Genomic DNA, 12,465 nt, shown 5'->3' on the forward strand with positions numbered 1-12,465 from the left:
TTGCAAACCGCGGTGCCCAATGCTTCGATGAATTCGTATCCGGGCAAACCGGGTGGCGTGTTGGCTGGACGAGGGGATGCGTGTGCCTGCATCGCCTCTGAAGCGCAGGAGACCGGTCCGGGAGCAGGCCCGGCCAGCCTCGCTGCGCTCCAAATGAACCAACGGCTCAGTGGACGTGTTGAACCTGCGCCAGCTCTTCCTTGATTCGCAGCTTACGTCGCTTCAGCTCCTTGATCAGCCCATCGTTGGGCGAAGGCCGGGTCATTTCCTCGGCAATACGGCGTTCAAGGCCGGCGTGTTTGGATTCGAGAGCGCTGATATGCGACATTTCCATGCGGCAACCTCCTCAGGAGACCAGCCCCGGCCCGCTCCGGCGGCAGGATTGTCACCGAAGGATTGAGCCGAAGATTACGCGCCGGCATGGACGTGTCGGCCTCGACTCATCCGAGCGGGCGCGTTGTCATGCTCCCACAATCGCCGTATCTTGCAAGCCAAAGTACGTCGGAATGTCCAAACTGCGGGTTTGTTCGTAGTGGGGTGTCAGGATGACGTTGACATGTGCAGGCTCGCGATGGCGCTTGCGACCGCGCCAGGGCCTGGCGCGGCGGGCACGATATTGAGGAGTTGCGGGTTTGACCGAAGACGAAATGCGCAAGCGGCTCGAGATGCTGCGGATCGAGCATCGCGATCTCGACGCGGCGATCGAGGCCCTTTCGGGCACGGGCGCGCACGACCAGCTTCAGGTGGCGCGGCTCAAGAAGCGGAAGTTGCGCCTCAAGGACCAGATCGCCTTGCTGGAAGACTATCTCATTCCTGACATTATTGCCTGATTACAGTTTCTTGACGGTAGCTGAACGGAACATTCGCGACCAGTTGCAGCGTATCGTTCCGGCACAGTTTAAAAACGTTGTGAACGTGCGGGCAGCACCATGTTGAGCGGTGGGTCTCGATAGGACTATGCGCGTTTCATGGCCCTTATGCCCAACCTCAATCCGCGCATCATCGAGGCGCTCTACGCCGATGCGTTGGTCCTTGCGGAGGAAGTGCGCGCGGTGTTCGACCGGTTGCGGCAGGGGCCCGATCGGCGCGCGCTATTAGGCTCGAACGACGACCCCGAAGCCGATCTCGCACAAGTACAACTTAGCTGCGAGGCCCTGCGCACGACGACCCGGATCATGCACTGCCTTGCCTGGCTGCTCAACCACAGGGCCTATTTTGCGGGTGAGCTGAGCGAACTGCAGTTGCGCCGACACGGTCGGCTGATTGCCAACTTTCCCCTCAGCGATCCACTGCAAGTGATGGCGCTGCCTGCCGAGGCGCAGCGCTGCGTGCAGGACAGCGAGCGTCTTTATGCCCGAGTCCAGCGGCTCGAGCGCGCATGGCGCGGAGAGTCGACCACAGCCGGAAGCGCAATCGAACGCTTGCGTCAGCGGCTGACGGCCGCGATCCCGGCCACCGGCTGAAGATCGCGGCGAAAGGGGCGGGCCGTTGCGCGGGGGGCCGAAAATCCCCATAGGAATGTCCATGGCCTCATCCAATCCCGCACCGGGCATCACGATCCCCGATCGTTCCGAATGGAACACCGGCCTTGCCGTCTCGCTCGAGCCGCTGGTGAGGCGTGTGCTGGCGCCCAACCCCTCGCCCTACACCTTCAACGGCACACAGACCTATCTGGTGGGCACTGGGCGCGATGTCGCTGTCATAGATCCGGGCCCCACCGGGACCGGGCTTGCTGGCCATGCCGATACGAACGGCGATGGCCACGTCGAGGCCATTCTCAAGGCGATAGGCAGGCAGAAGCTCGCCGCTATTGTTTGCACGCATACGCACCGCGACCACAGTCCCGCCGCCCGCCCCCTCCAGGATGCAACCGGAGCGCCCATCATCGGCTGCGCTGCGCTGGCGATCGACGACAGCGGCGCTGACTCGGGCGTGCGCTCGGATGCGGAGTTTGATCCGCTTTACAGACCGGATCGCATTCTGGCGGACGGCGAGCGCCTGTCGGGTGACGGCTGGACGCTGGAGGCCGTGGCAACGCCCGGCCACACCAGCAATCACTTGTGTTATGCCCTGCTCGAAAGCAGCGCGCTGTTTACGGGCGACCATGTCATGGGCTGGTCGACAACCGTTGTTTCACCCCCTGACGGCGACATGAGCGCCTACATGCTCTCTCTCCAGAAGCTGCAGACGCGTGATGATCAGATCTACTATCCCGCTCATGGCCCTGCGGTCACAAAGCCCCAGCAACTCGTGCGCGGGATGATCGGGCACCGGCGGCAGCGCGAGGCGCAGATCCTGCGACTGCTTGGCGAGGCGCCTGCGACGATCCCCGACATGGTCATGCAGATGTACAAGGGGCTCGATCCCCGGCTGCAGGGGGCCGCAGGCCGGTCGGTTCTCGCCCACCTGATAGACCTTGAAGGACAGGGCCGCATCGCGAGGGGGCCACAGGTGCCGGAGTCGCAATGGACCTTGATCGCCTGAACCCGCCCGCCCCCGCGGTCTACCCGGCTCCGGCAGGCCGGCAGCGGCTGGCGCTTTTGCCCTGGGTGCTGTTTCTTTCAGCAGCAGCGATCGCCGCCGCATTGGCGTGGCAGATCTGGAAGCCCGAGCCGATCGGCGATCCGCTTGCAACCAGCCTCGTCGCTTTCGACAAACAGGACCGCCTGACGGTGTTCAGCGCCGAGCTAGCGCCTGTTGTGGCGAGCGATGACAGCCGCTTGTTCGGCCTGGTTACCTCCCGCCAGATTGCGGTCATTCCCGCACGAGTCGACTACGCTATCGATCTCGGCAGAGTCGGTCGCGACCGAATGGCTTGGGATGCAATGTCGCACACGCTGACTGTCCGGCTGCCCGCACTGCAAGTCACGCGCCCCAACCTCGACGAGGCGCGCGCGCAGTATCTGCGCGAGGGGGTATGGATTACCCGCGCGGCGCAGGACAAGCTGACCCGCGACAATACGCGGCTTGCCGAACGGCTGGCTGTCGAACAGGCCGCCAATCCGGTGTTGCTGGGCTTGGCACGCACGGCAGCGAAGGATGCGATCCGGCAGAATCTTGCCATTCCCTTGCAGGTCGCAGGCTTCGGCAACGTCAAGCTGGCGGTTTCAATCGACGGAGAAACTGCCAAACCGTAGAATTGGGCAGCCCACTCAGGGCAGGTCTTCAAAACAAAAAAGGCAGGCCCAGAAGAGATCGGGGGAAGTTTGATCATGACGGCAGTGCAAACCAGCGCAGCGTATCAGGCTGACCAACGCTTTTTCACCCGTTTGGCGCTGGCGTTGGCAGCGCTGATCGTGTTCGGTTTCGCGCAGTGGGCGCTGCGCGGCTTTGTCGATCCGCTCAAGACGCCTATCTGGATCCACCTTCACGGGATTGCCATGCTCGGCTGGCTGGCGCTGATCGTCACCCAGAACAGCCTTGCGGAACGTGGAAACATGGCCTTGCATCGCCAGTTGGGCTGGTTGGGCCTCGTGCTGGTGGCGGCGATCGTGGGCCTTGGCATGTTTTCCGGACGCATGGCGCTGGCGCTGCACCGGGTTCCGCCGTTCTTTACCGATTCCTACTTCCTGGCGCTCACCCATGTCGAGGTTGTTGCTTTTGCAAGCCTCGTCGGCACCGCCATTGCGCTGCGCCGAAACACACAGTGGCATCGCCGGCTCATGTTCGGCGCGACTGTCATCTTGATGGAGCCGGCGCTCGGGCGCCTGCTGCCAATGCCGCTGCTGGGTCAGACCGTGGGCGGATGGATCGAGGCAGGGCTGCAGGTCGGGTTCCTCGCCATTCTTGCCCGCCATGACCGCAAAGTGGCCGGCTCGGTCCATCCCGCCACGCTGCTGGCCATGGCCGCAGTCGTCGGCGTCCATGCCGTGATCCAGTTGCTGGCCGGCTCGCCAGCCATCGCCGCAATCGCGCAGGCTATTGCTCAGGGCCACGGGCATGCCTAAGTGCCGGGCTTCGCGGAAGGTGCCACCAGCCTTCTTTCGTTCAGAGGATTTCGAGCGATGACAGCCCAGCCCGCCAATCTTTCCGGCCTTGACCTGCGCGCCGAGATCGACCGGCTGCGCAAGGACCGCAAGGCCGTGATCCTCGCGCACTATTATCAGAAGCCCGAGATTCAGGACCTCGCAGATTTCGTGGGCGATTCGCTCGAGCTTTCGCGCAAGGCTGCGGCCACGGACGCCGAAGTGATTGCCTTCTGCGGCGTCAAGTTCATGGCCGAGACCGCCAAGATCCTGAGCCCGGAGAAGATCGTCATCCTGCCCGACATGGATGCCGGTTGCAGCCTCGAGGATTCCTGCCCGCCGGAAAAGTTCCGCGCGTTCCGCGAGGCCCATCCCGATCACATCGCGCTCACCTACATCAACTGCTCGACCGAAGTAAAAGCGCTCAGCGACGTGATCGTGACGTCGTCGAGCGCCGAGACGATCCTCGCGCAGATCCCGCCGGAGCAGAAGATCATCTTCGGTCCGGACCGGCACCTTGGCGGATATCTCAACCGCAAGTTCGGGCGCGAGATGCTGCTCTGGCCAGGCGTGTGCATTGTACACGAGGCTTTCTCTGAAACCGAGTTGATCAAGCTCATGGCGCAGCACCCCGGCGCACCGGTGGCGGCGCATCCGGAATGCCCGCCCACGATTGTCGATCATGCGGACTACGTTGGTTCGACCAGCGGAATCCTGCAGTTTGCGCGCACATTCCCGGGCGACAAATTGATTGTCGCGACCGAACCACACATCATTCACCAGATGCAGCTGGCCTTGCCCGAGAAGAATTTCATCGGCGCCCCCGGCGCCGACGGCAACTGCAACTGCAACATCTGCCCCTACATGGCGCTCAACACGCTGGAAAAGCTCTACATTGCACTGCGCGATCTGGCCCCGCGGATCGAGATCGAGGAAACGCTGCGGCTTGCAGCGAAGAAGAGCCTGGATGCCATGCTCACGATGGCGAGCGGCACCGTCGGGCAGGGCGATCTCGGCGCCCGCCGGTAACGCAGCAGGCTGGCCGGTATGAGCATGAGCAGCACCGGACGCGCTCCGATCAAGCGCCCCGCAAGGGCGCGCGAAATGCAGGACGCGCTCAACCACTACATCTATCACCCGCTCGCCTGGCAACTGGCGCGCCTGCTTGCGCCCACACCGCTCACGCCAAACATGGTCTCGGTGTTCGGCGGGATGCTGGTGGTGGTGGCCGGGGTGGTTTACTGGAGCACGGTTGGCCCGTGGTGGGCGATGCTCGGCATGCTGCTGCACGTATCCTGGCATGTCGTCGACGGGGCGGACGGCGATCTGGCGCGCATCACCGGACGCTCGAGCCCGCTGGGCGAACTGGTTGACGGCATCTGCGACTACGTCAGCCACATCGTCCTTTATGTCTTGCTGGCGTTTGTCCTGACACGGGCACTGGGCCCGGGCTGGGCGTGGTTCTGGACACTGGCCGCCGGCGCGGGACACATCGTTCAGGCCAACCATGTCGAAGTCCAGCGCCGGTTTTATCAGCACTGGACCTACGGCACGCCGTGGCTGCACAATTCCAGTGGCGAGGAAAAAGGCCTGTTCCATGACAAGGGCGGCATCGGCTGGCTCTTGCGGGTCATCGTTGCGGGTTATCTGCGCCTTGCTGCGGGCATGAGCCCGAACGCGCTGCGGATCGATGCGGCCGTGACCCGCGCCATGGCGGGCGATCCCGAACTGCTGGCGCGAATCCGGGCCGAGGTTCAGCGCGAGCAGCGCCCGCTGCTTGTTGTGCTTCGCTATCTCGGACCCAATCCCCGCGCCATCCTGCTCGGCCTGTCGATGATTGCCGGCAGCCCGCTATGGTACTTCCTCTACCTTGCGGTGGCCCTCAATCTGCTGCTCGCGGTATCGGTACGACTACACGATGCCGCGGCGGGACGCGTCGTGGCGCGCCTTGGTCTGCCCTGACGGCGTCAGGCCGGCGTATCGCGCCGTATGCCGATCAGGCAGATCAGGATAACAAGAATGGTCAGCACCTCGACCACGACCCAGGCCGACCAGCTTGAGTGATTGTAGAGCCATACACCGATGGCCGGCGAGATGATGTAGGCAGAACCGTTCACCGCCGCGACAATACCCGCTGACTGGCCTTGTTCGGAAGGCGTCACGGCGAGGCTGGCCCCCGACGTAAAACCGGGACGGAAAAGGCCAAAGCCGAGCGAGCAGATCGCAAAGCCGGTCGCGATGGCATGAAGGTCGCGGCCCGCTGCCATGCCGAGCGTGCCTACCGTCACCAGCCCCATGCCCCACAGTATCGACGTGCGCGGCCCAAGCTTCATCATCGGGATCAGCCCCCATTGCGCCAGCAAGGTAGCGACAGCGCCGCCCATCAACACCAGCCCGATTGGACCTGCCGCCGCATCTGGCTGATGGCGCAGCCCGAGCCGGTCGAGCAGGAGGAACCCGACAACCCCCAACAGAATCGATTGTGCCTGCCCGCCCAGCGTACCGGCTGCCAGCCATGCACGCAGTCGCGGATCGGTCCAGCGCAGTCGCCCCGTGAGCGAATCGGCGGAATGCTGATCATGCCCGATATCGTCATGGAGATGATCGCCCTCAGGGTTCCTGCTTTCGACAATGCTGGGGTTGGAAGAAGCGCTCATCGGCTCGCCGAGTATTTCGCCGCGCCCCGCATAGCGCGGATCATCGTTGGGCAGCCGCAGCCTGAGCAAGGTTAGGACCACAAGAGCAGCCAGCGTGAATGCGGCAAAGGGACCGATAAGGCCCAGACCCGGAAGGATCAGCAACGGCGCCAGCGCCGGGCCCAGCACAGTGCCAAGGCCGAAGCTGGAGGAGACCATCGAAAGCGCCTGCGTCCGCTCCGCCCGGCTCGTGCGGCTTGCGACATAGGCCTGCACTGCAGGCGGTGCCGCCGACCCGAAGCCGCCATAGAGTGACCGTGCCGCCGCGAACAGCAAAATGGCCGAAAGCCCGCTGATGGTGCCGGTCAGCCCGGCATAGAGCGCGGCCCCGCAAAGTGCGAAAGATACGGCAAAACCCACCAGGCCAAGCGCCATCATCGCCTTGCGGCCGCGGCGGTCGGAACGCCGGGCCCAGAAAGGCGCTAGCAACATCCACAGCAGAGCCGACCAGCTATAGGCAAGGCTGACCCAGACATCGGCAATGCGCAGGTGTGTGCCGATCGAGGGCATCACCGATTGCATCGCGGTATTGCCGGCCGCTGTCACCAACATGACCATGAACAGCAGCGCCATGCGGCTTCGCGGCAATTGGACGTTGGTTTCGTCCATCGCGGTCACGCTTGTTCGGATTCCGGCCGGCAGGCTGCGAGCTGGTTGTAGACCGCAGCAAGCATGGCAACGAAGTAGGTGTAGCCCACCGCGATAAGGACTTCGGACAGCCCTTCACCCAGCAGCCGCTGCGGCTCGCCCCTGAAAATGAGCACGAGGACAACGCCGGTAAGCATCATGGCGAGCCCGTAGATCACCAGGAACACGAAGCCGGCGAGGCCGATGAACAGGAGGATTCGTCCCGCGTTCCCGCGCGTGAGCCGGACACTTTCACGAATTGCCGCAATCGGGTTGCGCTCTGACCGCCCGGCAACCACCGGCCCCACCAGCATGGTACGCATGATGGGATAAAGCAGAATGCCAAGCGCTGCCGAGACCGCGAGCTGATCCGGCAAAACAATCGCCAACGCCCCCGCGAGCGCCATCGAAAGGGGCAACATGGCCAACGCGATCAGGAACTGCGCGGCGAAGTAGGGCGGCAGCGCACTGACACTGCGGCGGATCGCCTGCGCAACGGTTGGCCGCGTCGTATCCAGCATCGCAACCAGCATCGTCAGCAATCCGGCCATGGCCGGAAGCGAGAGGATAACCAGCACATGCCAGGAACTGGCATAGTAATCCTGCATCACCGCAACCACCTGCGCCTCGGTCATGCCCGAAGTCATCGCCGGGGAAGGAGCGAATACCGCGCGCGCCAGCCCGGGGAGCACAAAGAACACCCCGGCAATGGCCATGAGCAGGTCGCGGTTGGCCGCAACCATGCGAGTGGCGCTGGTCCAGGCCGCGCTGGTGTCCAATGTCGTCACGGCAATCAAATCCCTTTCCCGGCCAGCCCTAGCAGGACCGCAATCGCAGCGCACCCCCCTCCCGCACGGCGTGCTCTTGCCAGCGGGCGCGACTGAGGCCATGCGCTGGCGCCATGCAAAGCCCGCAGCCCATCGAGATCAGGCAGGAACGCGGCCTCGTGCCCTATCGGGAGGCACTGGCCGAAATGACGGCCCGCAATGCCTCCGTCGCCGAGGGATCGGCACGGGAGCTTATCTGGCTGCTTGAGCATCCACCGGTCTACACCGCCGGCACCAGCGCGGCCGCGGGTGAACTGCTCGATCCCCGGTTCGATGTGGTCGAAGCCGGGCGCGGCGGGCGCTACACCTATCACGGGCCGGGGCAGCGTGTCGGCTATCTCGTGCTCGATCTTGGCCAGCGCGCCCGCGACGTTCGTGGATTTGTCCACGCGGTTGAAGGGTGGGTGATCGATACTCTGGCCGATTTCGGCGTGGCATCCTGGCGGGCACATGGACGTGTCGGCATATGGACGCGGGGACCGGACGGCGGAGAGGCGAAGATCGGCGCGATCGGGATCCGCATCCGCCGCTGGGTGACGATGCACGGCTTCTCGGTCAACCTCGACCCCGATCTGGGGCATTTTGGTGGCATTGTGCCTTGCGGGATCGAAGATTACGGGGTGACCAGCCTTGCCGCGCTTGGCATTTCGGTTGCGCCGGATGCGTGGGATCGGGCATTGCTGGCGCGGACCGATGCCTTCCTTGCGCGGCTTTCGCGGAGCAATGCAGTTGGCTCGGATGCCGAGGACTTGCCATGACGCGAATGCTGCCGACCCCTGCCCTCGCCATGGCGCTTGCACCGGCGCTCATGCTTACCGGCTGCGGCTCGTCCTCCACGCCGCAGGCAGGGCCAACAGCAAGCGGGGAAATCCTGCCCGGAACCGTCAGCGATGCGATGCTGGATACCGACCGCTCGCAGGCAGAAGCGCCGCTGGCACCAGCGGCCCACAGCGCAGCAACCAAAGCCAATCCTGCCGCGACAGCGTCAAACGCAGCAAGTGACGGGAGCGCCGCAGGAGTAGGTGCACCTGCAGGCGAGGCACCCAACACTTCGCCGCCAAAGCCGGGCACGGCCGCCAGCCCAAAACCGGCTGCCCGTTGAACCGGCGCTAGTCTAAACCGAGCAATGCCTTGGCCTGCCGCAAGTGCGGCTGATCCAGCATCCGCCCCTGCAGCTGGATGGCCCCGACCCCGGGGTTCGCCGCAAAAGCTTCGACGATGGCGCGCGCATGTGCCAACTGTTCCTCGTTCGGCGTGAACGCCGCGTTGATCAGCGGCACTTGCGAAGGGTGGATCGCGAGCATGCCCGCAAAGCCGTCGGCCCGCGCCGCCTCGGCCGCACGCCTTGTGCCTTCCTCGTCGCGGAAATCGGCATAGAGAGTATCGATCGCCCAGACACCGCGGGCATGGGCGACCAGCAGCGTCTGTGCGCGCACGAAACGGAACGCGTCGGTCCATTGCCCCGTATCATCGCGCTTGCGGGAGGCGCCAAGGTCGGCCGAAAGGTCCTCGGCGCCCCATGTCAGGCCAGCTAGGCGCGGCATCGAGGCATCTACGTAGGCGGTGATGGTGAGCGCGGCACGCGGCGTCTCGCTGACCAGCGGCAAGAGCTTGGTCTGGCCATTGGGAATGCCGTGTCGCTGCTCGAGTTCGTAGATCTCGGCCGCAACCTGGCGAATCTGCTCGGGCCCTTCAGCCTTGGGCAGGACAATGCCTTCCGGCGCGCCCGCCATGACAGCCGCGAGATCCTCGCGCCACATGCCAGTTTCCACCGCGTTTATCCGCACCCAGCGCGCCTGTTTGCGCATCGTGATCTGGCGTTTGTGCGCCTCCAGCCAGTCGCGCGTCATGCGCCGCGCGGCCGGCTTTGCTGATAGTGCAACCGCATCCTCCAGATCGACGATCAGCGCATGCGCCCCCGTCTCCGGTGTCTTGAGCAGCTTCTTCTCGCTGTCACCGGGAACGAAGAGCCAGGATCGCGGTGTTGTGCGCACGTTAGTCTCCTATTGGCCCGCTCTACAGGCCGGACCGTCACACCGCGGCGCTGGCCGTTTCCTCCGCCAGCGTCGGGTAGTCGATGTAGCCCGCCTCGCCGGGGAAATACCACGTTTGCGGCACGCCGACATTGGGCGCGAGCGCAGCGCCGACGCGAATCCGTTCGACCAGATCAGGATTCGAGATGTAGGGCCGCCCGAAGCTGATCGCATCTGCCCGACCAGAGTCCACATCGGCGGCAGCGCCTTCGGGGGTATAGTCGCTGTTGAGGACCAGCGGCCCCGAATAGTGCGCGCGGAACACGGCATCCTGCGGCGGAACAGTTGTAGCACCGAAAGTGCCATCGGGCCCCGGCTGGCGCAGTTCGATGAACGACACCTTCAGCGCCTCCAGCACCCGGGCCGCCTCGGCGAAAAGGGTCGCCGGGTCACTGTCATCCACCCCCTGGCTCTCGCCATTGGGTGAGAGACGGATAGATACCCGGTCGGCACCCCAGACGGCAATGAGGCGCTCCATGACCTCGCGCATCAGGCGCACCCTGTTGGTCGGGCTACCGCCGTATTCGTCGTCTCGCAGGTTCGAGGAATCGCGCAGGAACTGGTCGATGAGATATCCGTTGGCGCTGTGCAGTTGCACACCATCGAACCCTGCCAGCTTGGCGTTCTGCGCGGCATGTCCGTAGTCGTCGACCAGGCGCGGCATCTCGTCGAGCCGGAGCGGGCGAGCATCGACATTCTCCATGCGGCCCTCAGGAGTGTGGGCATGGCCGGGCGCGCGGGTGGCCGATGCCGAGACCGCCAGTTCCCCGCCGAGAAAATAGGGGTGGACGACCCGGCCCATGTGCCAAAGCTGCAGGATGATCCGCCCGCCCGCCTCGTGCACCGCTTCGGTCACCGGCTTCCACGCCTCGACCTGTGCGTCGGTCCATATCCCAGGAGCACTGGGCCAACCCGAGCCCTCTCGGCTGATCCCGGTCGCTTCGCTGATGATCAGGCCCGCGCCGGCACGCTGGCGGTAGTAGGTCTGCATGATCTCGGTGGGAACGGCATCGGGCCCGGCGCGCCCGCGCGTCAGCGGTGCCATCAGAATCCGGTTCGGCGCGGCGATCGCACCAAGCTGGATTGGCTGAAAGAGCGAATCGTGCATCGACTTGGTCCCTTCTCGAATGGAAATGCTGGAACGAAATGAAAAAATGCCAAAGCCAAAGGCCGCTGGCGCAAGAGAGGCTTGGGAAACCAGCCCCGGCGCGATATGGCCCGCCAAGTTCGGTGCCTCGGGCCGCTTCGGCGCCGGAACATTCCCTTGGCCTTGCCCCGTTGCGTCTGACAGGGTTTCCGATTGCACCGCAGCTAGGATGCCGGTGTCCGCATGACAAGCGCGAGTTGACCAGCAGACCATGACGAGCATCGACGACAGACGCGAGGCGGTTCGCCCCGATACGTGGCATTTTGCCGCATTGCTTGGCGGCAACTTTGCCCTTGCCCTTGGACCGTGGTTTGTCCGCGTGGCCGATTCCGGTCCGGTTTCGGCCGGGTTTTGGCGGTTGTTCCTGCCCTTGCCGATCCTCGGCCTCCTCGCCTTGCGGCAACCCAAGCCGGGGCCGCGCCCGGCAGCAACACTGGGCGCCTGGCTGTTGATCGTCACGGCCGGGGTGCTGTTTGCACTCGATCTTGCCAGTTGGCACGTCGGAATTGCTTATACGCGGCTGGGCAATGCCTCGCTATTCGGCAATTCGGGCAGTCTTATCCTTATGGTTTGGGGGTTGGCGGTGGCACGGCGCTGGCCCCGGCGCATCGAGATCGCAGCCCTTGTCGCGGCCATCAGCGGCGCGACGATCCTGCTCGGCCGATCGCTCGAGATCGATCCAGCAACGCTGGTCGGCGACTTGTTCTGCATCCTCGCGGGGGTGTTCTACTTCTTCTTCATCCTGCTGATCCAGGGCGCGCGCGGTCGGTTTGAAAGTTGGGAACTGCTGTTCGCCTCCACCTTGGCGAGCGCCCCGGTGATGCTCGGCATAGCGATCTGGCTGGATGAGCCGATCTGGCCCCATGTGTGGTGGCCGCTGGTCGCGCTGGCGCTGTGCAGCCAGGTAGTCGGCCAAGGGTTGATCGTCCTCGCCCTGCGCCATTTTTCCGCGCTGATCATCGGCGTTGTGCTGCTGACCCAGCCGGCCATTTCGATCTTGGTGGGGTGGCTGGTATTCGGCGAGACGATGGGTGTCCTCGATGCCTTGGGCATGGCCTTGATTGCGGGTGCACTGCTGCTTGGCAAGCTCAGTGAGGGTGCCGGACGCTGATTCGGTCCGATCAGGACTTACCCGGCTCGGCAGGTCCCCCCCGGCAGAAGGCGACTTCC

At 64.4% G+C, this 12,465-nt stretch carries 15 protein-coding genes; 10 read left to right on the forward strand and 5 right to left on the reverse strand.

What is annotated here, in order from left to right; genetic code table 11:
• Positions 1 to 166: 166 nt before the first annotated feature.
• Positions 167 to 334 (reverse strand): DUF465 domain-containing protein, encoded by a 168-nt coding sequence (locus WCL10_RS01235; RefSeq protein WP_336893788.1) that lies wholly within the window; start codon positions 332 to 334, stop codon positions 167 to 169.
• Positions 335 to 632: 298 nt separating this feature from the next.
• On the opposite strand from WCL10_RS01235, the gene WCL10_RS01240 reads away from it, so the two are divergent.
• The 7 genes from WCL10_RS01240 (at position 633) to WCL10_RS01270 (ending at position 5,927) form a co-directional block, all read left to right on the forward strand.
• Positions 633 to 830, forward strand: coding sequence for a DUF465 domain-containing protein (locus WCL10_RS01240; protein ID WP_336893789.1), 198 nt, complete (start codon positions 633 to 635; stop codon positions 828 to 830).
• A gap of 138 nt (positions 831 to 968) precedes the next feature.
• Entirely contained in the window at positions 969 to 1,463 is a 495-nt protein-coding gene (locus WCL10_RS01245) for a DUF1465 family protein (protein ID WP_336893790.1), read from the forward strand.
• Between the two features lie 61 nt (positions 1,464 to 1,524).
• The gene (locus WCL10_RS01250) at positions 1,525 to 2,484 is read left to right on the forward strand and encodes an MBL fold metallo-hydrolase (protein WP_336893791.1); all 960 of its coding nucleotides are present in this window, start codon (positions 1,525 to 1,527) and stop codon (positions 2,482 to 2,484) included.
• Positions 2,466 to 3,137 carry a DUF4230 domain-containing protein gene (locus WCL10_RS01255; protein ID WP_336893792.1) on the forward strand — a complete coding sequence of 224 codons (672 nt, stop codon included), beginning with the start codon at positions 2,466 to 2,468 and terminating at the stop codon, positions 3,135 to 3,137. Before WCL10_RS01250 ends, WCL10_RS01255 begins: the two co-directional genes overlap by 19 nt.
• Positions 3,138 to 3,212: 75 nt before the next feature.
• Positions 3,213 to 3,947, forward strand: coding sequence for an adenylate cyclase (locus tag WCL10_RS01260; RefSeq protein WP_336893793.1), 735 nt, complete (start codon positions 3,213 to 3,215; stop codon positions 3,945 to 3,947).
• A 57-nt stretch (positions 3,948 to 4,004) separates the two neighbouring features.
• On the forward strand, positions 4,005 to 4,994 hold the full coding sequence (gene nadA / locus WCL10_RS01265; protein WP_336893794.1) for a quinolinate synthase NadA: 990 nt from the start codon (positions 4,005 to 4,007) through the stop codon (positions 4,992 to 4,994).
• A gap of 24 nt (positions 4,995 to 5,018) precedes the next feature.
• A complete protein-coding gene (locus WCL10_RS01270) occupies positions 5,019 to 5,927 on the forward strand; it encodes a CDP-alcohol phosphatidyltransferase family protein (RefSeq protein ID WP_336893795.1) in 909 nt (302 codons plus the stop codon).
• 5 nt (positions 5,928 to 5,932) lie between these two features.
• Here the strand turns inward: WCL10_RS01270 and WCL10_RS01275 are convergent, their stop codons facing one another.
• Complete coding sequence (locus tag WCL10_RS01275) at positions 5,933 to 7,270, reverse strand: MFS transporter (RefSeq protein WP_336893796.1); 1,338 nt, start codon at positions 7,268 to 7,270, stop codon at positions 5,933 to 5,935.
• 5 nt (positions 7,271 to 7,275) lie between these two features.
• Positions 7,276 to 8,076: a hypothetical protein gene (locus WCL10_RS01280; protein ID WP_336893797.1), complete on the reverse strand. Its 801-nt coding sequence runs from the start codon at positions 8,074 to 8,076 to the stop codon at positions 7,276 to 7,278.
• Positions 8,077 to 8,189: 113 nt separating this feature from the next.
• Here WCL10_RS01280 and lipB point away from each other — a divergent pair, with 113 nt between their 5' ends.
• Positions 8,190 to 8,873: a lipoyl(octanoyl) transferase LipB gene (gene lipB, locus WCL10_RS01285; protein ID WP_336893798.1), complete on the forward strand. Its 684-nt coding sequence runs from the start codon at positions 8,190 to 8,192 to the stop codon at positions 8,871 to 8,873.
• Positions 8,870 to 9,217: a hypothetical protein gene (locus WCL10_RS01290; RefSeq protein ID WP_336893799.1), complete on the forward strand. Its 348-nt coding sequence runs from the start codon at positions 8,870 to 8,872 to the stop codon at positions 9,215 to 9,217. Before lipB ends, WCL10_RS01290 begins: the two co-directional genes overlap by 4 nt.
• A 7-nt stretch (positions 9,218 to 9,224) precedes the next feature.
• Here the strand turns inward: WCL10_RS01290 and WCL10_RS01295 are convergent, their stop codons facing one another.
• Complete coding sequence (locus tag WCL10_RS01295) at positions 9,225 to 10,109, reverse strand: CoA ester lyase (RefSeq protein ID WP_336893800.1); 885 nt, start codon at positions 10,107 to 10,109, stop codon at positions 9,225 to 9,227.
• Positions 10,110 to 10,146: 37 nt separating this feature from the next.
• On the reverse strand, positions 10,147 to 11,256 hold the full coding sequence (locus WCL10_RS01300) for an alkene reductase (RefSeq protein WP_336893801.1): 1,110 nt from the start codon (positions 11,254 to 11,256) through the stop codon (positions 10,147 to 10,149).
• A 250-nt stretch (positions 11,257 to 11,506) separates the two neighbouring features.
• Between WCL10_RS01300 and WCL10_RS01305 the strand changes: the two genes are divergently transcribed.
• Positions 11,507 to 12,406, forward strand: coding sequence for a DMT family transporter (locus WCL10_RS01305; protein WP_336893802.1), 900 nt, complete (start codon positions 11,507 to 11,509; stop codon positions 12,404 to 12,406).
• The last annotated feature ends 59 nt before the right edge of the window (positions 12,407 to 12,465 follow it).

Source organism: Novosphingobium sp., from assembly GCF_037133355.1.
Classification (GTDB): Bacteria; Pseudomonadota; Alphaproteobacteria; order Sphingomonadales; family Sphingomonadaceae; genus Novosphingobium.

What these genes read in the sequence shown, in the direction of transcription:
- WCL10_RS01260 (WP_336893793.1), top strand. Translation starts at nt 3,213, where the DNA reads ATGACGGCAGTGCAAACCAGCGCAGCGTATCAGGCTGACCAACGCTTT.
- WCL10_RS01290 (WP_336893799.1), top strand. Translation starts at nt 8,870, where the DNA reads ATGACGCGAATGCTGCCGACCCCTGCCCTCGCCATGGCGCTTGCACCG.
- WCL10_RS01270 (WP_336893795.1), top strand. Translation starts at nt 5,019, where the DNA reads ATGAGCAGCACCGGACGCGCTCCGATCAAGCGCCCCGCAAGGGCGCGC.
- WCL10_RS01250 (WP_336893791.1), top strand. Translation starts at nt 1,525, where the DNA reads ATGGCCTCATCCAATCCCGCACCGGGCATCACGATCCCCGATCGTTCC.
- lipB (WP_336893798.1), top strand. Translation starts at nt 8,190, where the DNA reads ATGCAAAGCCCGCAGCCCATCGAGATCAGGCAGGAACGCGGCCTCGTG.
- WCL10_RS01255 (WP_336893792.1), top strand. Translation starts at nt 2,466, where the DNA reads ATGGACCTTGATCGCCTGAACCCGCCCGCCCCCGCGGTCTACCCGGCT.
- WCL10_RS01300 (WP_336893801.1), bottom strand. Translation starts at nt 11,256, where the DNA reads ATGCACGATTCGCTCTTTCAGCCAATCCAGCTTGGTGCGATCGCCGCG.
- WCL10_RS01235 (WP_336893788.1), bottom strand. Translation starts at nt 334, where the DNA reads ATGGAAATGTCGCATATCAGCGCTCTCGAATCCAAACACGCCGGCCTT.
- WCL10_RS01245 (WP_336893790.1), top strand. Translation starts at nt 969, where the DNA reads ATGGCCCTTATGCCCAACCTCAATCCGCGCATCATCGAGGCGCTCTAC.
- nadA (WP_336893794.1), top strand. Translation starts at nt 4,005, where the DNA reads ATGACAGCCCAGCCCGCCAATCTTTCCGGCCTTGACCTGCGCGCCGAG.
- WCL10_RS01305 (WP_336893802.1), top strand. Translation starts at nt 11,507, where the DNA reads ATGACGAGCATCGACGACAGACGCGAGGCGGTTCGCCCCGATACGTGG.
- WCL10_RS01275 (WP_336893796.1), bottom strand. Translation starts at nt 7,270, where the DNA reads ATGGACGAAACCAACGTCCAATTGCCGCGAAGCCGCATGGCGCTGCTG.